Source organism: Microcoleus sp. S13_B4 (genome assembly GCF_036700885.1).
In the GTDB taxonomy this organism is placed as follows: Bacteria; Cyanobacteriota; Cyanobacteriia; order Cyanobacteriales; family Microcoleaceae; genus Microcoleus.
In genome coordinates this window covers 22898-46508 of the sequence record NZ_JAUBPU010000046.1, presented here as the reverse complement: position 1 = coordinate 46508, position 23611 = coordinate 22898, and the positions used below count along the sequence as shown (strand labels likewise).

The following is a 23611-nucleotide window of genomic DNA, read 5'->3' as shown; positions in this document are numbered from 1 at the left end:
GGAAGAAGGAAGAAGGAAGAAGGAAGAAGGAAGAAGGAAGAAGGAAGAAGGAAGAAGGAAGAAGGAAGAAGGAAGAAACTATGCCCAATGCCCAATTCCCAATTCCCTATGCCCAATTCCCAATAACTAAGGACTAATAACTACTGACTCCTTCCCCTTTTTCGGTTGCCCAAAATAAGCTTGAAACACCTCTTTGGCGACCGGGGCCGCGGCAACAGAACCAAAACCGCCATTTTCCACAACCACGGCGATCGCAATTTCCGGCTTGTCAGCAGGCCCGAACCCCACATACAAAGAATGATCGTTGTGTCCGATGACCTCCGAAGTCCCAGTTTTGCCCGCCGTCATCGGAATCGTACCGTCATTCATCCCCTGTCCCGTACCCTCGGCAACCACGGCGATCAGTCCTTCCTTAATCACCTGAATTGTCGAAGGTTTCATCCCAATCTTTACCCGTTGAGTCTCCGGTGTGCTGGTCATAGAAGTCAAAAGATGAGGCTTCACCCGATAGCCCCCATTAGCGATCGAACTCACCATCACCGCCGCCTCCAAAGGAGTCACCAAGACCAACCCCTGACCGATCGACATCGTTACCGTATCACCCGCATACCAAGGTTCTTTATAAATTTTCTCCTTCTCCTCCGGCGTCGGGATTTGACCGTGATCGCCGCCGCCTAGCCCCAAAAGATTCAAATCCGTATCCTTGCCAATTCCCAAGCGGTGTCCCCACTTAGAAATTTGCTCCGGCCCCGTACTCATCCCCACTTGATAAAAAAACGTATTGCTGCTGAAAGCCAAAGCCTCTCGAAAGCCTATATCGCCGTAACCGCCGCTGTGTTCGTTAAAATCAATTCCCCCCACAGTAATGTAAGACGAAGTACCGAGAATTGAGTCCGGCGAAAATTTGCCCGACTCCAAGCCCGCGACGGAAGTCACAATTTTAAACGTGCTGCCGGGGGGATAGCCTTGCATGGCCCGATTCAAAAATGGATTTTCCTGGTCTTGAAGAGTTTGCCACTCATCCTTAGTGATTTTTCGCGTAAACAGATTAGGGTCAAAAGTCGGGTGGCTGGCCAGAACTAATACCGCCCCGGTTTTGACATCCAGCGCCACTACTGCTCCCCGGCGGTTCCCCAGGGCTTTTTCGGCTGCTTTTTGCATGGACAAGTCTATGGTTAGCTGCACCGCCTCACCGGGTTTGGGCGGTGTCTCTCCCATCAGCCGCAATTCTTGATTTTGGGCATTGACCTCGATCAGCCGATCGCCCCAAACTCCCGCAATCTTCTTGTTAGAACTCGCTTCTATGCCCATTTGACCGACAATCATCCCCATCGGATATTCAGGATGAGCTTCCAAATCTGCTGCGGTAGCTTCGCCAATATATCCGAGAACGTGAGCCGCCAAACTGCCTTCGGGATAATAGCGGTTAGCTTCGGGCCGCACTTCCACTCCCCGGATTTGTCCCACCTGTTCTGCTAGTGGCACAAACACCTCTGGCGGCATCGCTTGCTTGATCCGCACCGGTCTGTAGGATAGAGGATCGACCTCTTTTATTTTTTCTAAAATTTCTTTTGCCGGGATTTTAACCAGCGGACTCAACTTTTCTGCTGTCGCTTTCCACTCTTCGGGCGTTTGTTCTTTCGGCCACAAATATACCGATCGAGCTAAATTGTTTGCAGCTAGCAACTTGCCTTTGCGATCGACAATGTGTCCGCGATTCGCCGGCATTGGCACTAGGCGAACGCGATTGTTTTCGGCTCGTTCCCGGTTTTGCTTCCCTTGTACCAGTTGCAATTCCACCAGCCGACTAGCGTGCAGCCCCAGCAAACCGGTTGCCACCAGCATTAATACGATCGCCCGGTGTATCGGACGCTCCTGTTTCTTAGGAGTTTCCGCCAGGGTTCTGTCAGAAGAGTGAAATGCTGAGATTGAATAAACTTGTCGTTGCATCATTCTATAGGTAGATGTCAAATCCTAGATTTTAGATTCTTGAATTGTCAATTTTGAAGTATACATCATCAAACCGGGGACAATCGGGCCTTGACTCTTGGGGGAAGTGGAATGATTGATCATTAACTTTTGACTAATCACTAATAACTCATGACTGCGGACTAATCCCCCAAGCACCAAGAAATAGCGAGAAAAATCAAGGTCAGGCTCAGCCAATTAGGGAGGTGGAGCCAGCCGGATAGACCTATAGGTAACAATACCAAGGCCTGTGTCAATAGGGAACTGATCGCCAACAGCAAGGCTAGGAGTATCAAATTTATCATCTTGACACCGTACAATTTCGGACATGAGTCGATCGCCTGTGGCAGAAATCCGAGTGGCACAAGCGAGCGCGATCGTACAGGGATTGTCCTGATAGACATAAGGAAGAGAAGCCAGAAGGTTTTGAACTAATTTAAAAAAAATTATTCTTCCTCCCGAGTTTGGATTCTAGGGGCTGCGATGGGTAAATTCTGAGTTGTGATGTTAAATAGTGACCGAGGAGTATTGCCATGTTGTTTAATCAGCGAGCCAATTTGAAAAACGGTGCGCTCTTGGCTGCGATCGCCGCGATCGCCGCCCTACCAGTTTTAGCAGAAACAGCCAATTTCGGCACTTTAACTTTATCGCGAGGTTTTGCAGCCCCAACAGCAGTTTTGAGAGGTTCCACAGGCGGCTCGTACTCTCTATCTGCCATAGCCAACGCCGATCGCCACAAAAACAAATGTTTGGGTTTTGCCACCCCAACTCCCGACCACATCATAGTCTTGCAGCAAAACTTTTCAAAACTCACAATCCAAGTCAACAGCGGAGGCAAGGACACAACCTTACTCGTACAAGGCCCCGGTAATGCGGTGCGCTGCGGAGACGATGCTGGTCAGAATAAAGATGCTGGGATACTTGATTCTGACTGGCAAGCCGGCTCTTACAGGATTTGGGTAGGTACTCTCGAACCCGGAGTCAAGTCTAACTATACAATCTCAGTACAGGAATAAAACGCAGCGGCGCTGTTGGATGGCGGCAATAAAATGTCGTCAAATTCTACCCCAATCTCCCACACTCTTAATCTCACACTACCCAATCTCCCGATCGACCGCTCACTTCCCCCATCCAGTAAAATGTAAAATCGAAAGTGGCGTGTTTAACCAAAATAGGTAACTCCGAAAGTGCTAAAGACTCTTAGAGCTGACTTCAGTATAATTTTCGATCGCGACCCTGCCGCTCGCAACTGGCTGGAAGTTTTGTTTTGCTACCCCGGTCTTCAGGCTCTAGTGCTGCACCGCCTCGCACACTGGCTTTATGTGCTGGGGCTTCCCTTCATCCCCCGCTTGATTTCCCACATTGCTCGCTTTTTGACCGGAATTGAAATTCACCCCGGGGCAACCATCGGCAAAAGCGTATTCATCGACCACGGTATGGGGGTTGTGATCGGCGAAACAGCGATTATCGGCGATTTTGCCCTAATTTACCAAGGTGTCACCCTCGGCGGCACAGGCAAGGAAAGTGGCAAGCGTCACCCTACCGTCGGCGAAAATGTAGTTGTCGGTGCCGGGGCCAAGGTACTCGGCAATCTGCTAATTGGCAACAACGTTCGCATCGGCGCCGGTTCGGTTGTGCTGCGCGACGTACCATCTGACTGTACGGTTGTAGGGATTCCCGGCCGCATCGTCTATCGATCGGGAGTGCGCGTCAATCCCCTAGAACACGGCAGTTTGCCGGATTCGGAAGCAGTGGTAATTCGCTCTTTGCTCGATCGTATCGAATCCCTCGAACAGCAAGTAAAAAGTTTACTTCCTCAAGCATCTGTCTCCTTAAATTCTGTTCCCAATTCGCCTTCAGGATTCCCAACTTTAAATCAAACGAGCAATGTAGCTGTAGCTGAAAAAACCCAATTAGCTGTTGCCACCACTTGTCAGTTAAAAGATAAAGCAATTCAAGAGTTTTTTGACGGCACCGGCATCTAAAATTTGAATTGGGAATTGGGCATTGGGAATTGGGCATTGGGAATTGGGAATTGGGAATTGGGCATTGAAACTGACAATAAATAACCAATAACCAATAACTAATAACTAATGACTACTGACTTCTTTTTCAAGGATTAACCGATCGCACACACCAATTTCCCTGCGCGTCGCACCAATAAAGCGATCGGTTTTGCGGTTCCCCCCGCAACTCCAAAAAATCCACCGTTTCCGGTTCCAACAACAGCAAACAAAAATTAGGCAGCGGCTCGATCGCATTTGGGGAAGCAGAATCAAAAGCACTAGCCTCGGCTTTGTCATCCCCCGACTGCGGCCAAGTAAACTGCGCTCTAGCGGCCTCAGAAAGCTCCTGCCAAGTTGTGCGGCGCGATGAGCACAACTTGGCCTCTGGATAATCTGCCCCTACCAAAACTAGCTTTCCAGCAATCCGAAATTGTTCGCGAGTTTTTGGGAAATACCAGCAAATTTCCCCCCAAGGATAGAGGTTAATTTCCTCTGCCTTTTGACTCCGAATATCTGTAATAAACTTTAACTGGTTGGTGTCTTCCAAAAAGCCTCGAAACACCACAGTGCGGTTAGCCGGACGCCCGGTAGCGCGAACAGTTGCTAGTTGCAAGTAGCGAGCAAAAGCAAGACTGCGATTGCGGTGGAGCGCGCGAGCTAAGGGCGATCGCCAAAGTGCTAAAGACATAAAGGAAGGAAGAAGGAAGAAGGAAGAAGGAAGAAGGAAGAAACAGTTATCCGTGAATTCCCTGTCATGCTATTGGTAATTTTATGTCAAATTCACTCTCAAAACTCAAAACTATTGAAACTCCCCACAGCGGATACCACTGGGACGGCAGTTCACGGCGCTTTTTTGAAGGCTGGTACTACCGAATAACATTACCGATTCACGGACAATCCTTTGCATTCATGTATTCCATCGAAGACCCCAGAGGCGGTCAACCTTATAGTGGCGGTGCAGCTCAAATTCTCGGTCCGAAAGATAGCTATTTGTGCCGCACATTCCCCGATGTAAATAAGTTTTGGGCCCACCGAGAAAGCTTAGGTTTCGGACATTGGGGCAAAACTAATTTACAAATTAAACCTCAATATTTAGAGCCGCAAGTATTCGACAGCCAGGTCGAAGAAGGCTATCAAGCTACTGCTAGTTTGAATCAAGGTTATCTGCACGATCCAGGAAGTGGCAGTCGCTGTTTGTGGCAGTATGAACTCCAACCTATTTACGGCTGGGGCAACTCTGAGGATATCCAGAAATCTACGGCGGGAATGCTATCTTTTCTGCCCGTATTTGAACCGGGATGGCAAATTTTAATGGCTCACGGTTTAGCCACGGGCTGGATCGATTGGAACGGCGAACGCTACGAATTTAAAGATGCTCCCGCTTACAGCGAAAAAAACTGGGGCGGTGCTTTTCCCCAAAAGTGGTTTTGGATTAATTGCAATTGTTTTCAAGGCGAAAAGGATTTAGCTTTAACTGCTGGTGGTGGCAAGCGGGGCGTGCTGTGGTGGATGGAATCGGTAGCAATGATTTGTCTGCATTACCGAGGCAAGTTTTACGAATTTGTGCCTTGGAATTCGCAAGTTAGTTGGAATATTGAACCTTGGGGAAGCTGGAAAATGCAGGCTAGAAACAGTCAGTTTGAAGTTGAGTTAATTGGCACTACAAACAGTCCTGGTACTTATGTGCGAACTCCTACAGAAAAAGGTATGGCTTTTTGCTGCCGGGATACGACGCACGGCGAATTGCGCTTGCAACTGCGAGAGTTGTTGGGGGGAAAAGTTGAAAACAATGGCAAGCAGCGTTCTAGAATTATCTTAGAGGCTCAAAGTTCTTTATCGGGTTTGGAAGTTGGGGGCGGGCCTTGGGATGAAGTTTGGCGATCGAATTAAATCAGTAGTCATTAGTCATTAGTCATTAGTCAGTTAATAGTTAACAGTAGTCATAACAGCCATGATCAATTTACTCGGTTGGCAATTAGGGAAATTCTACCGCAGCCAGCGGTTACAACCAGCTCTCAAGGTTATTTTGGGACTAATTTTATGTTTGAGTACAATTTTGATGCCGGCGACAATTGCTAGTGCTGCAGGTGATTTGTCTCGCCAACCAGTCACCGAAATTACTGTTAGTTTAGGTAACGAAGCTGGGGAACTTAAGTTTTTTCCGAATTTGCTAGAATTTGAATCGGGCAAGCGCTATAAATTAGTGCTACAAAATCCCAGTTCGCAGAAACATTATTTCACTGCTAAAAACTTTGCTGATGCGAGTTAGACTCAAAAAGTTGAAGCGGGCAAGGTGGAAATTAAAGGAAGTATTCACGAATTGGAACTTAAACCGGGCGCTAGGGCAGAATGGATGTTTGTACCGATGAAATCGGGAACCTATAACCTTCGATGTACCGTAGCTGGACATAGGGAAGCGGGGATGATTGGCAAAATTACGATCGCCTCTTAACCCCAATCTCCGTCGCCTCACCGGACATCCTATCAATTTCCGATTAATTAGCGACAAACAATCGATCGAACTTTCGGACCTTTTACACACTTTTCAAGTAGACTCTAGCGGAGCCATTGTCAGTCCCGCACGGCTTAATTGCATATGATAAAGTTCTGCTTGCTCTTGGGGGCCAACCCAGACGGTGGCCTGGCCTTCGTGGTGGATTTGGTTGGCGAGTTTCCAAGCTTGATCGCTCGTCATCCCTGGAATGTATTTGGTCAAACATTCCACAACGTGCTGAAATGTGTTGAAATCGTCGTTGAGGACTATTACCCGATAGTTGGGATAAGGTTTGCGGGTAACTTGACTCGATCGAACGGGTGCTATGGTTGGTGAAGAGGTCATCGCGCGAACAGCCACTAAAACTACAAAATTCGTAAAAGAGTTACCGATTACAGTATAACCCTATTTATGAAATTTTTAACCGCTATTGGGCAGTGCGATCGGCTTCGAGGTTTATTTTCACCGCAGCACGCTGCGTTGCACCGCGCCCGTCAAACTCAAGTTAATTAATACTCATCTCAACAAAGACTTTAGTCCTCACTACCAACCTATGAAGTTGTGTAGTAAGGACTAAAGTCCTCAAACTCAGATGCTACTAAGCCGCAGCCAAATTTGCTGCTGCGAAATCCCAGTTAGCCAAATTATCCAAGAAATTAGTAATGTAGTCGGGACGGCGGTTTTGGAAATCCAAATAATAAGCGTGTTCCCACACATCCAAAGTCAGCAACGGAGTTTGCCCGTGTGCAACCGGGGTGTCAGCGTTCGCAGTTTTGGTAACTTTCAAAGTGCCGTTGTCCACAACCAGCCAAGCCCAGCCGCTACCGAACTGAGTTGTCGCAGCAGTCTTGAATTCTTCTTTGAATTTGTCGAAGCTGCCGAAGTCGGCGTTGATTTTGTCAGCTAAAGCTCCTGTCGGAGTGCCGCCGCCGCCCGGTGCCAGGGAATTCCAGAAAAAATTGTGGTTCCAAACTTGACCTGCATTGTTAAAAATGCCTGCTTTGGATGGGTCTTTAGCAGATTCCTTGACAATTTCTTCAAGGGATTTGCTCGCCATTTCAGTCCCTTCAATCAGTTTATTCAGATTGGTGACGTAAGCAGCGTGGTGCTTGTCGTGGTGGAACGAAAACGTCTCAGCCGACATATGAGCTGGTTCTAGGGCGTCAGCGGCGAAGGGTAATGGTGCGAGTTCAAATGCCATTGTGTTCAATCCTCTCTGGATTACTTTTGGTTTTTCGGTTGACTTGGTGGCTTTTGTATGATTAAAGCCGAGAGTCACTAGCTTGAGTTTATCAAGCTGTGGTAAATAATTCTTTACAATTTTCCTATTTTATAGCAGTTGCAGCATTTCAGCATTCAGACTTCTATTTTTTAGATATCAAAGCTACTTATTGCAGGCTTCATTTAGCATAAAGTATCACTAAATGTCAAGCCACCTGGGAGGCAAATAAAAGTGTGTGGGAAATTGTCAACCGCTCGAAATTTTATGAGACTGATAAATAGATTAAACCTGTAAATTGTCAAAGATTAACCTAAGTTCAATTAAGCTGTATGAAAGTCAAATAAGTGGCAGGAGCTGTCAATGGAAAAGCGTTTAAACAATTCGTCCAGTAACCCCGCTCAATGGTTGAATCTGCAATTAATCGTCACCGCTCTGGAAACAGTCCAAGACTTAATTGTAATTTCCCTATGTATTGGTTTGTTTTGTTTCATGGTGCTAGAACTGCGAGAAATGTTCTTCTCGCTGCTACCTCCTTTGAATTTCCAGCAAGTCACGGCCGATATTTTATTTCTATTAGTTCTAGTGGAATTATTTCGGTTGCTAATTATTTACTTGCAAGAACAAAGAGTTTCGATAGGCGTAGCTGTGGAAGTTTGTATTGTATCAGTTTTGCGAGAAGTTATAGTGCGGGGAGTGCTAGAAACTCCCTGGGTTCAAATATTATCAACTGGCGCATTTTTGCTAGTTTTGGGAGTGTTGTTGGTAGTCCGAGTTTGGTTGCCACCAACCTTCGAGGGAATTGACCCGGAACGCCGCCTTGCTAGCCGAAATAGAAAATTTTCCGATCCTGAATCTTCTTCCGAGCCTGTGGCAGTCAATAGCAAGTTTAATTCTCATTGAGTATGGCGGGACAGGCGATTTTAGATTTTAGATTTACTCTGATATTGCTTGTCACGTTACCAGCCATCATTTCCAGTAAAACTGAGATGTTGCACAATTGTCAAGAACGGGCTCTGGGGCCCGTTCCACAAAGAGTAGATTTTCTTGTGGGGAGTAGGGGTTGGGCAGGATGCCCACCCAAAAAAGGATTATTGACGATGGTGCAAGATGTGAGGTCAAATCAACCTGATAACGTTTGTAGAGAGGACTACAATCCTCTGAAAATACCGAGGAATGTAGTCCTCTCTACAAATACGATATTCATCCGCCATTGCCCATTATTAAAATCTCAAATCTCAAATCTAAAATCTAAAAGGGTATTACCCGTTAGCCTGTAATTCCCCCAAACGAGCCAACACTTCTTTGGAGTGAATCGCCGGATTAATCTTCACAAAAGTTTCGCGCAAAATTCCTTCAGGGTCAATAATAAAACTGTGTCGCGCCGAGATAAAACTCATCCAAGAACCGTAAGCTTTACTCACTTTACCATCCGTATCAGCTAACAGGGGAAATTTCAAACCTTCGGAATCGCAAAATTCTGCATGAGAATCGACATCATCAGCGCTAATGCCGATAATTTGAGTATTCTTTGCCAAGTATTTCGGCAAGTCTTGCTGAAATCGACGCGCTTCGATGGTACAACCGGATGTAAAGTCTTTTGGATAAAAATAGACTACCAGCCACTTACCGCGATAATCCGACAGGGAGACTTGTCCGTCGCCGCTGTTTGTTGGCAAACTAAAATCCGGCGCTGGTTGATTTACCGTCGGAAGCTTGCCACCGAGGGCAAATGCAGGTGTGGCAAAATTGAAACTTACAAAAACTAGACAAATTGCCAATAAAGTGCTGAAAAACTTGCGACGGGACATCATAAATTTAGAAGTAGAACTGTACTTAAGACAAGTTTACAGTTTTCTGATTAAATGGGTAGGGGCAATTCGCGGATTGCTTCTAAAACCCAAAGATCACTCACTCAAATAGCAATTTACCCATGAGCGCTGCACTCCCGTTAACAGGCAAAGCTATAGTAGTCCAGGTAATTAACGGTCAACCCGTTACGATCGAAGTAGACGGCACTAATGCCCCGATTACTGGGGGAAATTTTGTTGACTTAGTGGAACGCGGCCTTTACGACGGGGTGATGTTTCACCGAGTTGTGCGCCAGCCAGATCCTTTTGTGGTGCAAGGAGGTGATCCGCGCAGCAAAGATCCTACAATTCCAGCAAGTCAATTGGGAACGGGTAATTTTATTGACCCGGATACCAATCAGGCGCGTTTTATTCCTTTGGAAATTAAGCCGCAAGGGGCCGCGCAACCTGTTTACAACCAAGTTGTAACCCAGACGCCGCAGTTGCAGCACACTCGCGGGGCCGTGGCAATGGCTCGTTCTAATGCTTTGGATTCGGCTTCTTCGCAGTTTTATTTTGCTTTGGATGATTTGCCATTTTTGGATGGTAATTATGCTGTTTTTGGCAACGTTATTCAAGGTTTTGAAACGGTGAATGCGGTGCAGCAGGGCGATCGCATTTCGACTGCAAAAGTGGTTCAAGGAATTGTTCCCAGTCGGGTTTCTACCATCATTCCCGATGTTAATGTACTCAACGATTTAATTAACAGTACCAATTTTGTAAATCTGCCTTTGCGAGCCCTCAGATTGGCCAACACCCCAAACAACTATCAAGTCACTTCCCAGGACTCTCAGCAAAATCCTAACGGTGTAGTGGGAGGTAGCGCAAACGATCGCATCGTCGGTTCACCCACTGATGATGCAATTAATGGCAGCCAAGGCAATGATAGTATCAGTGGTGAAGTGGGTGACGACTTTTTGCGAGGTGGCAAAGGTAACGACTCCATTAGCGGTGGTGTTGGCAACGATATTCTGATTGGCAATTTCGCTGACGATACTCTCAATGGTGATGCTGGTAACGACTTTTTGCGAGGCGGTCAAGGGAATGATATCTTAATTGGTGGTGATGGCAATGATATTTTGATTGGAGATACAGGCAACAATACTCTCACAGGAGGTAGTGGTGCAGATACTTTTGTTTTGCTTGGAGTAGATCCTGCTTCTCTTCCTTTTATTACCCTACCCCCGACAAGTCATACAATAGTTGATTTTCGACCAGAGGAAGGCGATCGCATTGCTTTGACAGGAAAATTATCCGATACTACATTCACTCAATCGGGAAGCAATACTGTCATTAACTTGGCAGGGGCTTCTACTGTAGTACAAAATTCTACTGTCGCCTCTGTTCAAAATGCAGCCTTTGCAATTCCTTTATCTACGATTCTTCGTCCTAACGCTCTACCAACTGGCGATGCAGCCTTGAGAATTGGCTAACTTTAACTATAGGTGTAGGGTGCTTATGGCGCACCTTACAAATTCCCCAATTCCGCATTCCCAATTCCGCATTCCCACTTCCCACTTCCCAAATTCAACTAACACCATAGCTTTGTAATTTGAGAAACTGCCTCTTGATAAGAATCCATTCTCCCCTGCTGCTTAAAAAGCTCGGCCGCCTTCTGAAAATCATCAAATGCTCCCTGAAGCTCTCTCAATTTATATCTAGTCACTCCTCGGTTGAAGTAAGCTTTAGCAAAATCGCTATCGAGGCGAATGGCTGACTCAAAATCAGCTAGTGCGGCCAGGGAATTTTCCATTTGCAGGCGGATAGCACCTCGGTTAAAGTAAGATTGAGCTACATTAGGGTTGAGCAGGAGTGCCGAGTTGTAATCGGCGATCGACGCAGTATAATCTTTTAAACGAGTCAGAATAAACCCCCGATTGCTGTAATACTTGGCTCGGTAAGGATTGAGTTCGATAGCTGTAGTTAAATCTGCGATCGCCGATTGCTTGTAGCCTAATTTGTAGCGGGCCACACCGCGATCGTTGTAAGCTGACGCAAATTGCGGATTAATGTTAATTGTGGCAGTAAAATTTTTAATAGCACCGTGCAAGTCTAGTTGTTCGAGATTTTTTAAACCCTGAGTGTAAAACTTTTTGGTACTAACTTTTAAATTTGCCTCTTGTCGGGATTCAGCTTGCTCCCCCGAAAATACGCCGGCCATATGAGTGAATCCCAAATATTCGATCGAATTGAAAATAGTTGTGACAACTAATTGGGTTGGGAGAAGGGGGATAGTAGGCATGGGAGGAGTGGTGTTCAACTGTATGCTGTCATTTTCCTCCATACTTCAGCTACTGACAGTGATATCCGTAGTGTCAGGAAGGTGATAAGTTTGATGAGATTTGGTGATGCTGGGGCATTGACTTATGTGATGAAAGTTCGGCTTAGTTAGTGATGCCGATCGCAATTAACACCAATTCCGTCTACAACCCTTTAAATATAAGGCTTTCAGGCTCGAATAGCGGTTTCTTGATTCCCATAGTGAGCAGTTTATACCAGGATTGTTTGCAGATATGCCCCTGGGGGAGCGATCGCAACTGCCTGCTGCAAGTATTACTTTGTAGCGATATTGCACTGGCAAATATCGATCGAACTTGCGGTCATCTTAATACCGGATTTTTAGAAAAAATATTAGTTTGGCAGCGAGGCATCTGTGAAGCAACCGGGTTTCTAGCTCAAAGCGCGTCTAAGACTGGCTAAGTTAAGTTTGTGCCTGCGCCAACCCTGATAAACCTTTCACTACACTAATATTTTTGAGTAATCTTGCTGAGGGAAGTTGCAGATTATTTGCTATGCTTTGATTAGACATCAATAATTTATGGCGCAACTTAGTGTCAATGAAAAGAGTTATGAGGTTGAAAACTTTCTTCGCGGCAGTGTTCGCGCTTGTTCTGTTCACTCTCTACTTAACTCCTCCTGTTATGGCCGCGAATGCGGAGGATGTGAATCAGCTATTAAAGGATAATTGGTGCGTCAGTTTTTTGTGGAAACAGTGCGATTTGAGCGCAGTCGATTTGCGGGGAGCCAATCTTCAAGAAGCCAATTTGAGCGGTGCTAACTTGTCCGGTGCTAATTTGTCCGGTGCTAACTTAAAAAATGCTGACCTTTCTGACGCAGACCTCAGCGGTGCTAATTTAGCAAATGCTGAGATTTTAGGCACGGATCTCAGTCGAGCTAATTTGACAGAAGCTAATTTCAACTGCACGAAATTGTGGGATGCTAATCTCACCTTGGCAAATCTGAGTCGCGCCAATTTACAAGCTGCTAATTTGTTAGATTCCCGGCTTTGGGGAAGCAATCTTACCCAAGCTAATTTAACGGATGCGACGCTGCACGGTGCTGACTTGCAATATGCTAATTTGGCGGACACTAATTTGACAGGTGCGGACTTGCACAGCTTCTTTTTCCGAGGTTCCAAACAAGTCACAAATTTGAGCAATGCTAATTTAGAAGGTGCTATTTTAACGGGAGCAAATCTCAGAGGTGCGGTGCTGGCCGGGGCAATAATGCCAGACGGCTCTATTAATGAAGAAAGTGGCTTTAATTTAAAGTAGAGTTAAATTAAAGTCTGCTTGGGAAATTTCAACAACAGGCTTTCGGGCCGATTTCACAGTCAATGAATTATCTGATGCAATAGGCTGCGCCCGTTGCCAACAGCTTGTTGAGGATGCTGTCAAGATATCAATTTAAACCAGGGTGCGATCGACCTTTTAACTCCCAAGCTGCGCCCATTGCCAACAGCTTGTTGAGGATGCTGTCAAAATATCAATTTAAACCAGGGTGCGATCGACCTTTTAACTCCCAACCAGTAAATATCGCTAAAATCTTAAATCTCAAACCGAACCTGCGCGCATCTGTTACAATTTTCAACAAAGCCCCAACAGCCCCGAACCTGAAGTCACCTGCCTAGGGGTACAAGCCCCCGACAGGAGTAGTGAAGAGCAAAAAAATTAGATATTTAGTTTAAACTCCCAGATTCCTCTGTAGAGTCAATCTAAAATCTAAAATCTAAAATCGCTCGACTGTGGAAAGTAAAAAAATTAGATATTTAGTTTAAACTCCCAGATTCCTCTGTAGAGTCAATCTAAAATCTAAAATCTAAAATCTAAAATCTAAAATCTAAAATCTAAAATCGCTCGACTGTATAGTCAATCTAAAATCTAAAATCTAAAATCTAAAATCTAAAATCGACTGATGGAAACCCTGCAAACCCAACTTTACGAAATCGCACAATTTGCTAATAATTTAGTAAATACTCAACTGACAAACCTCAGTTTAGTCAGCGTCGGAGTCATCTTTCTGGCAGGGTTGCTAACGAGCTTAACGCCCTGTATGCTTTCAATGTTGCCGATCACGATCGGCTACATCGGTGGATACGAAGCAAAAAGTCGCCTGCAAGCTGCAGCCCAGTCTGCGTGGTTTTCCCTGGGATTAGCCACCACCCTTGCGGGTTTAGGTATTGTAGCATCATTTGCCGGACAAGTTTACGGCAAAATTGGCCTGGGTTTGCCGATTCTTGTCAGCATTATTGCTATTCTAATGGGGCTGAATTTACTCGAAGCTTTACCCTTACAAATGCCGTCTTTCGACGCTGTGGGGTGGGTTCCAAAAGATTTGCCGGCGGGGGTGCGATCGTACTTATTGGGATTAACTTTTGGTTTAGTAGCGTCTCCCTGCAGCACTCCGGTTTTAGCTACACTCTTAGCTTGGGTTTCCAAAACAGGAGATACAGTTTTAGGTGGTGTGTTGCTGCTGTTTTACGCTGCGGGCTACGTCGCTCCGCTGATTATAGCAGGTACTTTCACTGCTAGCATTAAAAAGTTGTTAGAATTACGTCGGTGGTCGAGTTGGATTACGCCTGTTAGCGGCGTTTTGCTAGTAGGATTTGGCGTTTTCTCTCTGCTTTCCCGCATCCTTCCCGCTTAAGTTTAGTAGTAAGGATTTCTGTCTTTATTTAAAGATATAGAAATCTCTACTGCATGGGCGAATTAAGTTGTTTTTAACGAACCGCGAAAACGCGAAGAACACGAAGGAAGAAAGAAAAGAGAAATAATTCAAAATTGATTGAGACTTGCTCGATAAAAATAATAATATTTTATTCATTTTGTGTTTTTCCCTCCTCTTTCTCCCTTCTTCCTTCTTCCCTCTTCCTTCTTCCTTCATAATTACCAATGACATCAAAAGAAGTATTTCTATCAAAACTCTCAAACTGGGCGACTGCCCCTCAAAGGTTTTTCAAACGAGAAATCTTGCCGATACTCGCAGATTTGCGGCTGGCAATTATCTTGCTGCTGGCGATCGCATTTTTCAGCATTTCTGGCACTGTTATCGAACAAGGTCAATCCATACCGTTTTACCAATCTAACTATCCAGAACACCCGGCTTTGTTCGGCTTCCTAACTTGGAAAGTTGTGCTAATTGCAGGACTTGACCACGTGTACCGCACTTGGTGGTTTTTGTCAATCCTAATTTTGTTCGGCAGCAGCTTAACAGCTTGTACATTTACCCGACAATTTCCCGCATTAAAAGCCGCCCGCCGCTGGAAATTTTATGAAGAACCAAAGCAGTTTGAAAAATTAGCTCTCAGTGCGGAATTAGAAACAGTTGGTTTAAGTTCGTTAGAACCACTTTTGCAGCAAAAAAACTACCGCATATTTCGAGAAGGCGAAAAAGTTTATGCTCGCAAGGGAATAATTGGTAAAATCGGCCCGATTATTGTTCACGCCAGTATGCTAATTATTTTAGCTGGGTCGATGTGGGGCGCGATGACGGGATTTCTTGGTCAAGAAATTGTTCCCAGTGGCGAAACATTTCAGGTGCAGAATATCCTGGATGCGGGGCCTTGGGCGGGGCCGCAAATACCGAAGGATTGGTCGATGCGAGTTAATCGGTTCTGGATTGATTATACTCCAGAAGGCGGAATCGACCAATTTTACTCTGATCTCTCTGTTTTGGACAAAACAGGCCAAGAGGTCGATCGCAAAACCATTCACGTTAACGAGCCCCTCAGATACCGGGGAGTAACTTTTTATCAAGCAGATTGGGCAATAGCCGCCGTGCGAGTTCGCCTCAACAAAAGCCCGGTTTTACAATTGCCAATGGCTCAGTTAGACACTCAAGGTAAAGGCAGAATTTGGGGTGCTTGGATTCCGACAAAACCAGATTTGAGTGCGGGAGTTTCTCTGCTAGCAAAAGACTTGCAAGGAACGATGTTAGTGTACGGTACGGATGGCAAATTGTTAACTACTGTTCGCGCAGGGACGGCGGTAGAAGTTAACGGAGTCATGCTGACAATTGACGAAGTTGTAGGCAGTACGGGATTGCAAATTAAAGCTGATCCGGGCATTCCGATCGTTTATACTGGCTTCGGGTTGTTGATGCTCAGCGTGCTAATGAGCTATATGTCTCACTCGCAGATTTGGGCTTTGGAAAAGGACGGCAAACTATACGTCGGCGGGCGCACAAATCGCGCTCAGGTGACTTTTGAAAGAGAAGTTGTGGAGATTTTGGACAAGTTGGCAGAACCGAAAACAGCAGAGGAAAAAAGTGCGATCGCCCCGACTTCTGTTGTAAGTCAAAGCTAACCGTAGGGTGCGCCTAGCGCACCTTACACCAACGATAAATATCAACAAGATTAGTTGAGTTTGTAGCGTGCGCGTTGCCAGATATGTCGAGGTGGTTAATGTGAAGCTGAGAAAAACCATAAAACCGCTATTTCACGTTATGATATTTCAAATTTCAAGCAATGAAAATTGCTATACGGAGTTTTGGTTTAAAAATCCAATGCTGAAACGACGGTCAATCGGTACTCTCCGGTAGGCGACAAACTCAACCGATGCCCAGTGTACACCCTACAAACTACGAGATTTTAAGCGTTTGAACGACTTTTTGAGCATCTTGAGAGGGCTGCCCTTACTCACCCTACAATTACTTACTAATTTTATTAACAATCCTATTTCTTAAAACTATTGTGGGGTGCGCTTCGACGCCACCCCACAATTAAATCTCAATGCCACAACAGCTTAATACCTGCCCTACTTGTGGTGCGACACCTCAATCACGGTATGGACGTTCCCCCGTGGCGAAAAATCGCCTTTAATCGTCGCTTCCAGCGGCGCGCAAGCTGCCACAAAATCGTCTAAAATTTGATTTATCGATTCTTCGTGAGAAATGTAGCGATCGCGATAACTGTTAACGTACAGTTTCAGCGCCTTTAACTCTACCACCCGCTCGTCGGGCACGTAAGTAACGTGAATTGTCGCAAAATCTGGATAGCCAGAAAATGGACACTTGCAAGTAAACTCCGGCAAAGTAATGTTAATCGAGTAGCGCCGCCCGACTCGCGGATTCGGGAAAGTAATTAACTCCCCTTCCAAAATCTGGCGTTCGCCGTATTTCATTTCCTCGGTGCTTGACTTTTGCGACATACTTTGTTCGACTGCGTAGTTGTTCATAGCGATTGCCTAATAACTTGTAACATTAAATTAAATTTACGTTCAATATCTGTAACAAATATCTTGACGAATTGTGTTGCGATCGATCTAATTGCAAATACTCTCAGGCTAAACTAAAACAAGTTCACCCTCGCCATCTACAATTATGCAAAATACTACCTTATCTGACAATACTTCCCCTGAAAACTCCAATAGTTACTCTCCATCGGTACCGATTTCCCTCTATCGAGAAGTCACGGCAGAGCTGCAAGCAGCCCAAGCGATGCTCGATTCCCTCAAAACCCACAATCAGCAATTAGTCCAACAAAATCAACAACTGCGGCGAGAAGTAGAAACAGTAGTTCAAGTATCCCAACAGTTACAGCAAGTAGTCAACTCGGCTCAGAGTGTCACCCAGACAGGGATGCCTCAAATGCCGTCAGTCAAATTCAATTTCAGCATTGAACCCCCGCCCCCAGCACCTGCAACCTCGCGGACTAACTCTACGATACCTCAACCACCTCAGACAGTGGCTTTTCCCTTCCCCCTACCGGAAGCGGAGCCAAAAGGCTCCCCGATGCCGCAGCCACTTCCAGAAAAATTATTTACAGAGGTGCGGGAAACTCCTTACCGTGTGATATCTAAACCCAAAAAAACCTCAGACTTAAGCGGATTGTGGTTGGCGATCGCGATTTTTCTGATTGTGATTGCAGCTTTCGGCGCAGGTTATTTAGTTGTCCGCCCTTTATTAATGAAAAAGTAAATTCCAACAAGAATCCCACGACTCCAGCCGTGGGATTTTAAACAAAACCTAGCATAAAATGTTCAAAGTTACGCTAATTGGCCATTATCCTCTGGCGGCACTCGTTTCTACTGAACGAGGGGCATACTGCTCTTCACAAGCAGAACCTACAATACCCACCCCTGGCTCGAAACCGCGCGTGAACTCAGTGAGTTTTACCTGTTTAGCTTCCAAAGCTGTCTGTAGCACCTTCATGGCTCGGTGAGGGTCGCCGGCTCCGCAGAAAAATAAGTCTGCGGCAAAATAACCGTGTTCAGGCCAAGTATGGATTGCTATATGAGACTCGGCCAAAGTAGCAGTAGCCGTCACTCCGTGAGGACTAAACTGGTGTACGCACAAATCGATGAGAGTAGCTCCTCCGGCTTCGATCGCATCGAGTATGGCGCGGCGGATACGTTCAGGATCGTTGAGCAGGTCTCCAGGAGCCTGCCAAGCATCAGCGACCAGATGGGTTCCCAATTGTTTCATTCTGCGGGGTTTTACCTCTATTGATTTTAAGTCTCAAACCTTTTAAGGTTAGCACGGTGTCCATAAATTTTCAAGTAAATTCCCAACATATTTCCAAAATAGCGATGAGCGCGAGGATACCGGGTTTTTTGGGGCGCTTTGGCCCTGGCCGAGTGCAGGAAACATCGATGTTTCCTGCATTTCCTGCCAAAATCGGCTTTCCGTAGAATGGGGTTAAAGCCCAACCGCCTTAATCAGCTCCTGGCGATGGAGAGGCTAGAAACCAGGAAGGGCGGGTACTCTGGGCACCGCCCTACATTAACCGGGTTTCTCGGTTTTCGGTTTTGTTGAGATTGACCTACTTAATTATGGTTAATCAACTCATCAATCCCGGCTGTGAGTAGCTCCATTCGGCAAAATTGCCCCGCTCAAAGCCGCTTCATTCAAATTCGCAACATTCAAGCTCGCCCCAATCAAATTAGCCTCGGACAAATTAGTTCCTGTCAAATTCGCTCCTGTCAGAGAACTCAGCAGCAAACCTGCTCCCGACAAATTGGCGTGACTTAAATTCGCTCCCCGCAAATCGGCTTCCAGCAAGCTAGCACCTGCCAAATTCGCACCGCTCAAATTAGCTCCCCGCAAAGAAGCTTTGTTCAAATTCGCAGCCCTCAAATCAGCATTGTGCAGAATCAAACCATTCAAATTAGCTTTACTCAAATTAGCTCCCTGCAAGTCCGCACCGCTCAAATTAGATCCATTTAGATTGGCGGATTGCAAGTCAGCACCGCTCAAGTCAGCACCGCTCAAATTAGCAGCGCAAATACAAGCCTCCCGCAGACTTGCTTCGCTCAAAGAAGCCCCAACCAAATTGACACCGCTGAGATTTCCGCGATTGAGATAAGCCCGAGTTAGATTTGCTCCGCTTAGGTTCGCCCCGTTCAAATCTACCTCGCTGAGAATTGCTCTAGTCAGATTTGCTCTGCTTAAATCAACCCCGCTCATAATTGCTCGGCTCAGCGTCGCCCCGCTCAAATTAGCCTCGGTTAGTTTCGAGCCGCTTAGCAAACAAGCTCCTACTAAACTCGCTCCAGTCATAACTGCTTTGCTCAAGTCAGCCTGAGACAGTATTGCTCCGCTGAGATTGGCCCCGCTAAAATCTGCTGCGATCGCCACAGTTCCAGTTAAACTAGAACTGCCGAGGTTAGCTTCAATTAATTTGGCTTTAGACAAATTAGCCCCGCTCAAGTCGGCACCGTTTAAATTAGCTCCAATCAGTTTGCTTCTAATTAAGTTGGCGCCTTTCAAATTAGCGCTGCTCAAATTTGTTCGACTCAGATTAGCTTCACTCAACTGAGCTTCAATGAGGTTAGCCCCTCGAAAATCTCGTTCTCCGTTTCTATGTCTAGTTAAAAGTCCATCGGCACTTAAAAGCTCTGTGAAATTCATAAAAAAATTGAGTGAGTTTCCTTAATTTCTCGATGTTCTATGCTGTCTGAAAATTTGTACTATCGTCTTGGGTAGTAAGTTTGTTCAACCAATTCGGCCACATTAACAATCGTCAAAACTGGTTGATTGCTAGCATCACCCTGCTCACCTAGTTATAACTTACGAAAAACCCGCTTTCTAGTAAAAAATGGGTTTTTTCAGCACGGGAGTCATGAATAAACCGAATTGCTCGCCGCGTGTAAGTCCTGTAACTATTATTTTTCTAGTAGTTAGTTGGCGGTTGATGTTAGTCATTAGCAGTTAGTGGTATTTATACTAACTGCTAATGACTAACTATTAACTGCTAACCATTTACCAATATACGGAGAAGTTATCGATCGATATTGTCAAGGTCGATCGAATATTTGGGGTATTGCTGGCCGCATCCGCGCCGCCTTCTCACCCGAAAATTTGCCAGTACAGGCGATCGAATTTATGAGTGCAATCAATAAACAAGATATCGGAGCTTCAACCCCTAATGCCTTCTAAATAAGTGCCTTCTACCTTCGATCGCCCCTGAAAGCAGAGCCCGGTCAGCTCAGCTAGTGTCACCTCCCCCCACTGTGCTCGATGCCAGTGAAAACCAACAGGAAGGCTGTTTCCGTCGGAGTGCTGAGCGAGTCGCAGGCGAAGCAAGCAATACGCTGCCATTAGCCTGAGATTTCGCGGAAAAATGGAGCGCGAGCCGTTCCTGTATTCTCGCGCTGCTGTGCTTGCTGTTAATCTTTACTCGATCCATGAGCGCTTGCGGTTCTAATTAACAGAACACCCGACACCAGACGCGCTCCCCAACATAAAAGCTGTTCCTGGGCTTCTCAAATGCTTCGCTGAGGCATTCCCAGAAAAAGTATATTCCTGTAGCAGGTCTTGCCAACGGCAATTGGGCTGCTACAGCCAACTAATGACCAGCCTAAGTCTTGCCGGAAGGCGACGACAATATTATTATTCTAATATTTGCCGACCACCGCAGGCTTTTCTGAGCGCGTGGGACTTGCTACTTCACCTGTATAAGTTGCTGAAATTAGCTACCCATAATTAAAGATAGTCGCTATTTGACTAAGCGGGCAATATCTGTGGTAATTTATGTCATCAAATTTGATAATACTGCGGGGTTTAAAATCTAGCAGTAGTGAGTGTTACAGACTAAAAAACCGCAGCAAATTTCTGCTGTAAAAATTAAGAGAGCCGATCGATTCTCCGGCGCCAAGCCCAGCTCACGGACTGGGCCCCTAATCAAAATTAAACTTTTGACAGGTGGCTTTTTTAAGTTTCCAGAACAAAACAAAAGCCGGCTTTCAGAGAAAAAGCCGACTTTTGAGATAATTTTACGGACGAAGTGTAAAACTCCTAGCTCGCCAATGTTGGTTGGATCACTTTCCACAATCCGAGTGCGCGAGTGCGACTACCCTGCAGGAAGTAGAAACAATACCCAAACAAACTCTGAACTATTAAATCAGAGGGCGGCCCGTACCGCCATGAGTGGGATCGTAAATACCAGCGGTAGTATCAACCCCAGGAGTGCCGGGAGCGCCGTAATCAGCCCGAGCGCTATCGCCGCTGGGATGATAGTCGTAGGTGTTCCAATGCTGAATGCCTCCGCGGCTCAGGATGGTTTCAGCTTTAGCGACTTCTGCTTCGCTGCCGTCAACGAGTACCAAGTAATCTCCCCTTGCCACGCGATCGCTGTATGCTTTAGCTTGCTCTTCGGGAATTCCCATACCGACTAAAGCTCCGATCAAGCTGCCCGCAGCCGCACCCAAAGCCGTACCGGCGAGTGTAGTGGCGATCGCCGTAGCTGAGGCTCCTGCCAGCATAATCGGCCCGATGCCCGGAATTGCCACTAGGCCGAGACCTACCAACAAGCCTGTCAAACCGCCCAAAGTACCACCTGTGAGTGCGCCCTTTGTGGCCCCTTCATCGGATTTGTTGTCCGCGCTGTCGTGCACGTCAATCCCTGCAATCTCGCCTTTAGAGTCAGCATCCTTAGCAATGACCGAAACCCTATTCATGTCGAAACCGGCAGTTCTAAGTTCTCCCAGCGCGTGTTCCGTCTCGCGGCGGGTTGAAAATACTCCCACGGCGCGCTTCTGGTGGCCCGAAGCTCTGCGGCCAGTATCTGCCGGCACATCGTAAATGCCCCAATCCTGAATGCCCCGCACGCTCATAATTCCTTCGGCTGTGGCAAGTTCGGCATCTGTTCCTTCTACGAATACCAAATATTCTCCGCGCGAGACGCGATCGCTATAAACTTTAGCTTTTGCTTCGGGAACTCCCAAACCGACCAAACCACCTACCAAACCGCCCGCTGCCGCCCCAATCGCGCCTCCGACTACGGTATCTGCCAGCAGAGTGGCGATCGCACCCCCCGCCATCACCGGACCCACTCCCGGAATCGCCAGTGCCCCAAGACTTCCGAGCAACCCAATCAAACCACCCGTCACGACTCCCGCTGTCGCACCGGCTTTTGCGCCACCGCCCACTTTGTCGTCGGTACTCTTACCAGCGCTAGCGCCCGCAATTTCGTTGCTATCGAGCTTTTCCCCAACTACCGAAACTTTATTCATCGGAAACCCGGTACTTTGCAGCTCCATCAGGGCTAGTTCCGTATCTCGGTAATTAGAAAATGATCCTACAGCTCGTTTGTGTTGACCTAAAGCCATTTTTTTTCTCCTCGAAAATATACTACTTTTACACAACCACAGAATTTATGATCTACCATCAATCACATTTAGTCATTTTTTCCCAACAATTTTCATCGGTCGCTGGGAATAACTTCCAGCTCTATCTTCAGGTTGGTTTCCCACTAATTATCAGACCTGAAAAATCGGAAATTGGGAAGGGGGAAGTTGCAGGTATTGCGCGAGTTTTGAGTGAGTGAATTTTAAATTCCATTTCAACTCTTTAACTTAAAACCTCGCTCTCCCTAGAGAGTCAGCTAAGCGTTTCACTCCGCTCCCCAAGCAATCTTACAATGCCAAACTTTACCCTCTTCCCTCAGACTTCTCTCCTAGATCACTAAATCATTCTTCCTTGTTTCCCTCGGACTTCTTCCTTCTAATTTATTGCTTGCTGCTAGGCGCTGAGGGTGCAGCGGGGGCGACAACAGCAGTAACATTCACTTGTTTGACACCCTTAATCTGTTTAGCTAGCGGCTCAATTTTAGCTAAATCAGTTTGACTGGGAACGGTGCCACCTACGGTGACAAGCCCGTCTTTTGCATCCACAGTTAGAGCCCCTTTGGTGATGTTTACTTCTAACTTGGAGCGCACTTCACTTTTGAGGTCGCCATCGGCTCTTGTTGCATCGCCGCCCGTCACATTGTTGCGCTGTTCTCTGGCCCTGATATCATTATTTGCTTGGTTTTTGCGAATATCGCTAGTGGCATCATCCTGAGTTTTTTTAACGGTATCGGCTGGGGGCGGGCTAGTGGTATTTTCTGTGGTAGAATTAGGAGCATCAGAGCTAGTTTTAGCTCCGTCGCTGCAAGCGGCAGCTCCAAATAATAGGAGGCCGCTGAGGAGAATTGGTGTTAGTTTGTTCATAATATGTTAATACCCTCCGGGTAAGCTTTCGATGAGGCTGACTTCGTGGAGCCAGATTTAGGGGCCAGATTAAGCAAGACAGAATCTTTGTTTGTGTCTTTCTTTGTGCTTCTTTCTGCCTGCGTTGGTTTTTTATAGGATTTAAAAATCCTTATATCAAATATATAAACTTGAGCAAGGATCTACATCGCTCCACGGGTGTAAAATTTATCTATGTCGTTAGATAGAGTACAAAAAACCAAATAAGGTCTTAGAGCTAATTCAACTTAATTAGTCAGTCCGGGACGCACTATTCCTCAGAAACCCGGTTGATTCCGAAATGTTTAGTTACTAAAGCTAATATTTTCCTATACACCAAGTTTAAA

Annotated in this window: 25 protein-coding genes; 13 read left to right on the top strand and 12 right to left on the bottom strand. The window is 46.2% G+C overall.

The features are described from left to right. Nucleotides 1-126 precede the first annotated feature (126 nt). Entirely contained in the window at nt 127-1953 is a 1827-nt protein-coding gene (mrdA, locus tag QT994_RS20505; RefSeq protein WP_333047726.1) for a penicillin-binding protein 2, read from the bottom strand. 548 nt (nt 1954-2501) lie between these two features. Between mrdA and QT994_RS20500 the strand changes: the two genes are divergently transcribed. Together QT994_RS20500 and cysE are read left to right on the top strand one after the other, a co-directional pair. Then, the gene (locus QT994_RS20500; protein WP_333177614.1) at nt 2502-2984 is read left to right on the top strand and encodes a hypothetical protein; all 483 of its coding nucleotides are present in this window, start codon (nt 2502-2504) and stop codon (nt 2982-2984) included. Between the two features lie 171 nt (nt 2985-3155). Next, entirely contained in the window at nt 3156-3953 is a 798-nt protein-coding gene (gene cysE, locus QT994_RS20495) for a serine O-acetyltransferase (protein ID WP_333047724.1), read from the top strand. Between the two features lie 127 nt (nt 3954-4080). Here the strand turns inward: cysE and QT994_RS20490 are convergent, their stop codons facing one another. Then, complete coding sequence (locus tag QT994_RS20490) at nt 4081-4662, bottom strand: Npun_F5749 family FMN-dependent PPOX-type flavoprotein (RefSeq protein ID WP_333177612.1); 582 nt, start codon at nt 4660-4662, stop codon at nt 4081-4083. Between the two features lie 83 nt (nt 4663-4745). Between QT994_RS20490 and QT994_RS20485 the strand changes: the two genes are divergently transcribed. From QT994_RS20485 to QT994_RS20475, 3 genes are all read left to right on the top strand, one after another. Continuing rightward, nucleotides 4746-5864: a tocopherol cyclase family protein gene (locus tag QT994_RS20485; RefSeq protein ID WP_333047722.1), complete on the top strand. Its 1119-nt coding sequence runs from the start codon at nt 4746-4748 to the stop codon at nt 5862-5864. A 61-nt stretch (nt 5865-5925) separates the two neighbouring features. Next, nucleotides 5926-6243 (top strand): hypothetical protein, encoded by a 318-nt coding sequence (locus QT994_RS20480; RefSeq protein WP_333177610.1) that lies wholly within the window; start codon nt 5926-5928, stop codon nt 6241-6243. 24 nt (nt 6244-6267) lie between these two features. Continuing rightward, on the top strand, nt 6268-6426 hold the full coding sequence (locus QT994_RS20475; RefSeq protein WP_333177608.1) for a sulfocyanin-like copper-binding protein: 159 nt from the start codon (nt 6268-6270) through the stop codon (nt 6424-6426). A 93-nt stretch (nt 6427-6519) separates the two neighbouring features. Here QT994_RS20475 and clpS read toward each other — a convergent pair whose 3' ends face one another. Together clpS and QT994_RS20465 are read right to left on the bottom strand one after the other, a co-directional pair. After that, nucleotides 6520-6813, bottom strand: a complete 294-nt coding sequence (gene clpS / locus QT994_RS20470) for an ATP-dependent Clp protease adapter ClpS (protein ID WP_006633998.1) — start codon at nt 6811-6813, stop codon at nt 6520-6522. Between the two features lie 253 nt (nt 6814-7066). Next, nucleotides 7067-7669 carry a superoxide dismutase gene (locus QT994_RS20465; RefSeq protein WP_333177606.1) on the bottom strand — a complete coding sequence of 201 codons (603 nt, stop codon included), beginning with the start codon at nt 7667-7669 and terminating at the stop codon, nt 7067-7069. 381 nt (nt 7670-8050) lie between these two features. Here QT994_RS20465 and QT994_RS20460 point away from each other — a divergent pair, with 381 nt between their 5' ends. After that, entirely contained in the window at nt 8051-8590 is a 540-nt protein-coding gene (locus QT994_RS20460; RefSeq protein ID WP_333047719.1) for a phosphate-starvation-inducible PsiE family protein, read from the top strand. Between the two features lie 359 nt (nt 8591-8949). Here QT994_RS20460 and QT994_RS20455 read toward each other — a convergent pair whose 3' ends face one another. Next, a complete protein-coding gene (locus QT994_RS20455; protein ID WP_333177604.1) occupies nt 8950-9501 on the bottom strand; it encodes a peroxiredoxin in 552 nt (183 codons plus the stop codon). 119 nt (nt 9502-9620) lie between these two features. On the opposite strand from QT994_RS20455, the gene QT994_RS20450 reads away from it, so the two are divergent. Further along, entirely contained in the window at nt 9621-10970 is a 1350-nt protein-coding gene (locus QT994_RS20450; protein ID WP_333177602.1) for a peptidylprolyl isomerase, read from the top strand. Between the two features lie 98 nt (nt 10971-11068). Here the strand turns inward: QT994_RS20450 and QT994_RS20445 are convergent, their stop codons facing one another. Beyond that, nucleotides 11069-11779 (bottom strand): tetratricopeptide repeat protein, encoded by a 711-nt coding sequence (locus QT994_RS20445; protein WP_333177600.1) that lies wholly within the window; start codon nt 11777-11779, stop codon nt 11069-11071. Nucleotides 11780-12042: 263 nt separating this feature from the next. Between QT994_RS20445 and QT994_RS20440 the strand changes: the two genes are divergently transcribed. The 5 genes from QT994_RS20440 (at nt 12043) to QT994_RS20420 (ending at nt 16121) form a co-directional block, all read left to right on the top strand. Further along, nucleotides 12043-12237, top strand: coding sequence for a hypothetical protein (locus QT994_RS20440; protein ID WP_333177598.1), 195 nt, complete (start codon nt 12043-12045; stop codon nt 12235-12237). A gap of 149 nt (nt 12238-12386) precedes the next feature. Next, nucleotides 12387-13091: a pentapeptide repeat-containing protein gene (locus QT994_RS20435; protein ID WP_333047714.1), complete on the top strand. Its 705-nt coding sequence runs from the start codon at nt 12387-12389 to the stop codon at nt 13089-13091. 113 nt (nt 13092-13204) lie between these two features. Further along, nucleotides 13205-13447 carry a hypothetical protein gene (locus tag QT994_RS20430; RefSeq protein WP_333177595.1) on the top strand — a complete coding sequence of 81 codons (243 nt, stop codon included), beginning with the start codon at nt 13205-13207 and terminating at the stop codon, nt 13445-13447. Between the two features lie 284 nt (nt 13448-13731). Further along, nucleotides 13732-14463: a cytochrome c biogenesis protein CcdA gene (locus QT994_RS20425; protein ID WP_445243929.1), complete on the top strand. Its 732-nt coding sequence runs from the start codon at nt 13732-13734 to the stop codon at nt 14461-14463. 245 nt (nt 14464-14708) lie between these two features. Continuing rightward, a complete protein-coding gene (locus QT994_RS20420; RefSeq protein WP_333177592.1) occupies nt 14709-16121 on the top strand; it encodes a cytochrome c biogenesis protein in 1413 nt (470 codons plus the stop codon). 450 nt (nt 16122-16571) lie between these two features. On the opposite strand, the gene queF is transcribed toward QT994_RS20420, so the two are convergent. After that, nucleotides 16572-16991: a preQ(1) synthase gene (queF, locus tag QT994_RS20415; RefSeq protein WP_333177589.1), complete on the bottom strand. Its 420-nt coding sequence runs from the start codon at nt 16989-16991 to the stop codon at nt 16572-16574. Nucleotides 16992-17136: 145 nt separating this feature from the next. Between queF and QT994_RS20410 the strand changes: the two genes are divergently transcribed. After that, entirely contained in the window at nt 17137-17733 is a 597-nt protein-coding gene (locus tag QT994_RS20410) for a hypothetical protein (RefSeq protein ID WP_333177587.1), read from the top strand. An 84-nt stretch (nt 17734-17817) separates the two neighbouring features. On the opposite strand, the gene speD is transcribed toward QT994_RS20410, so the two are convergent. From speD to QT994_RS20385, 5 genes are all read right to left on the bottom strand, one after another. Beyond that, nucleotides 17818-18240 (bottom strand): adenosylmethionine decarboxylase, encoded by a 423-nt coding sequence (gene speD / locus QT994_RS20405; protein ID WP_333177584.1) that lies wholly within the window; start codon nt 18238-18240, stop codon nt 17818-17820. Nucleotides 18241-18603: 363 nt separating this feature from the next. Beyond that, nucleotides 18604-19665, bottom strand: coding sequence for a pentapeptide repeat-containing protein (locus tag QT994_RS20400; RefSeq protein WP_333047709.1), 1062 nt, complete (start codon nt 19663-19665; stop codon nt 18604-18606). A 507-nt stretch (nt 19666-20172) separates the two neighbouring features. After that, a complete protein-coding gene (locus tag QT994_RS20395; protein WP_333047708.1) occupies nt 20173-20355 on the bottom strand; it encodes a hypothetical protein in 183 nt (60 codons plus the stop codon). 797 nt (nt 20356-21152) lie between these two features. Then, the gene (locus QT994_RS20390) at nt 21153-22364 is read right to left on the bottom strand and encodes a histidine kinase (protein ID WP_333047707.1); all 1212 of its coding nucleotides are present in this window, start codon (nt 22362-22364) and stop codon (nt 21153-21155) included. Nucleotides 22365-22763: 399 nt separating this feature from the next. Then, nucleotides 22764-23246: a BON domain-containing protein gene (locus QT994_RS20385; RefSeq protein ID WP_333177581.1), complete on the bottom strand. Its 483-nt coding sequence runs from the start codon at nt 23244-23246 to the stop codon at nt 22764-22766. Nucleotides 23247-23611 lie beyond the last annotated feature (365 nt).

Bases quoted from the DNA above. Each gene is read 5' to 3' on its own strand.
- QT994_RS20385 (WP_333177581.1), bottom strand. From the start codon at position 23,246: ATGAACAAACTAACACCAATTCTCCTCAGCGGCCTCCTATTATTTGGA.
- QT994_RS20460 (WP_333047719.1), top strand. From the start codon at position 8,051: ATGGAAAAGCGTTTAAACAATTCGTCCAGTAACCCCGCTCAATGGTTG.
- QT994_RS20450 (WP_333177602.1), top strand. From the start codon at position 9,621: ATGAGCGCTGCACTCCCGTTAACAGGCAAAGCTATAGTAGTCCAGGTA.
- QT994_RS20435 (WP_333047714.1), top strand. From the start codon at position 12,387: ATGAGGTTGAAAACTTTCTTCGCGGCAGTGTTCGCGCTTGTTCTGTTC.
- QT994_RS20500 (WP_333177614.1), top strand. From the start codon at position 2,502: ATGTTGTTTAATCAGCGAGCCAATTTGAAAAACGGTGCGCTCTTGGCT.
- QT994_RS20420 (WP_333177592.1), top strand. From the start codon at position 14,709: ATGACATCAAAAGAAGTATTTCTATCAAAACTCTCAAACTGGGCGACT.
- QT994_RS20480 (WP_333177610.1), top strand. From the start codon at position 5,926: ATGATCAATTTACTCGGTTGGCAATTAGGGAAATTCTACCGCAGCCAG.
- QT994_RS20425 (WP_445243929.1), top strand. From the start codon at position 13,732: ATGGAAACCCTGCAAACCCAACTTTACGAAATCGCACAATTTGCTAAT.
- QT994_RS20485 (WP_333047722.1), top strand. From the start codon at position 4,746: ATGTCAAATTCACTCTCAAAACTCAAAACTATTGAAACTCCCCACAGC.
- QT994_RS20455 (WP_333177604.1), bottom strand. From the start codon at position 9,501: ATGATGTCCCGTCGCAAGTTTTTCAGCACTTTATTGGCAATTTGTCTA.
- queF (WP_333177589.1), bottom strand. From the start codon at position 16,991: ATGAACAACTACGCAGTCGAACAAAGTATGTCGCAAAAGTCAAGCACC.
- QT994_RS20430 (WP_333177595.1), top strand. From the start codon at position 13,205: ATGCTGTCAAGATATCAATTTAAACCAGGGTGCGATCGACCTTTTAAC.
- QT994_RS20390 (WP_333047707.1), bottom strand. From the start codon at position 22,364: ATGGCTTTAGGTCAACACAAACGAGCTGTAGGATCATTTTCTAATTAC.
- QT994_RS20410 (WP_333177587.1), top strand. From the start codon at position 17,137: ATGCAAAATACTACCTTATCTGACAATACTTCCCCTGAAAACTCCAAT.
- speD (WP_333177584.1), bottom strand. From the start codon at position 18,240: ATGAAACAATTGGGAACCCATCTGGTCGCTGATGCTTGGCAGGCTCCT.
- QT994_RS20395 (WP_333047708.1), bottom strand. From the start codon at position 20,355: ATGGCAGCGTATTGCTTGCTTCGCCTGCGACTCGCTCAGCACTCCGAC.
- QT994_RS20400 (WP_333047709.1), bottom strand. From the start codon at position 19,665: ATGAATTTCACAGAGCTTTTAAGTGCCGATGGACTTTTAACTAGACAT.
- mrdA (WP_333047726.1), bottom strand. From the start codon at position 1,953: ATGATGCAACGACAAGTTTATTCAATCTCAGCATTTCACTCTTCTGAC.
- QT994_RS20465 (WP_333177606.1), bottom strand. From the start codon at position 7,669: ATGGCATTTGAACTCGCACCATTACCCTTCGCCGCTGACGCCCTAGAA.
- clpS (WP_006633998.1), bottom strand. From the start codon at position 6,813: ATGACCTCTTCACCAACCATAGCACCCGTTCGATCGAGTCAAGTTACC.
- QT994_RS20445 (WP_333177600.1), bottom strand. From the start codon at position 11,779: ATGCCTACTATCCCCCTTCTCCCAACCCAATTAGTTGTCACAACTATT.
- QT994_RS20490 (WP_333177612.1), bottom strand. From the start codon at position 4,662: ATGTCTTTAGCACTTTGGCGATCGCCCTTAGCTCGCGCGCTCCACCGC.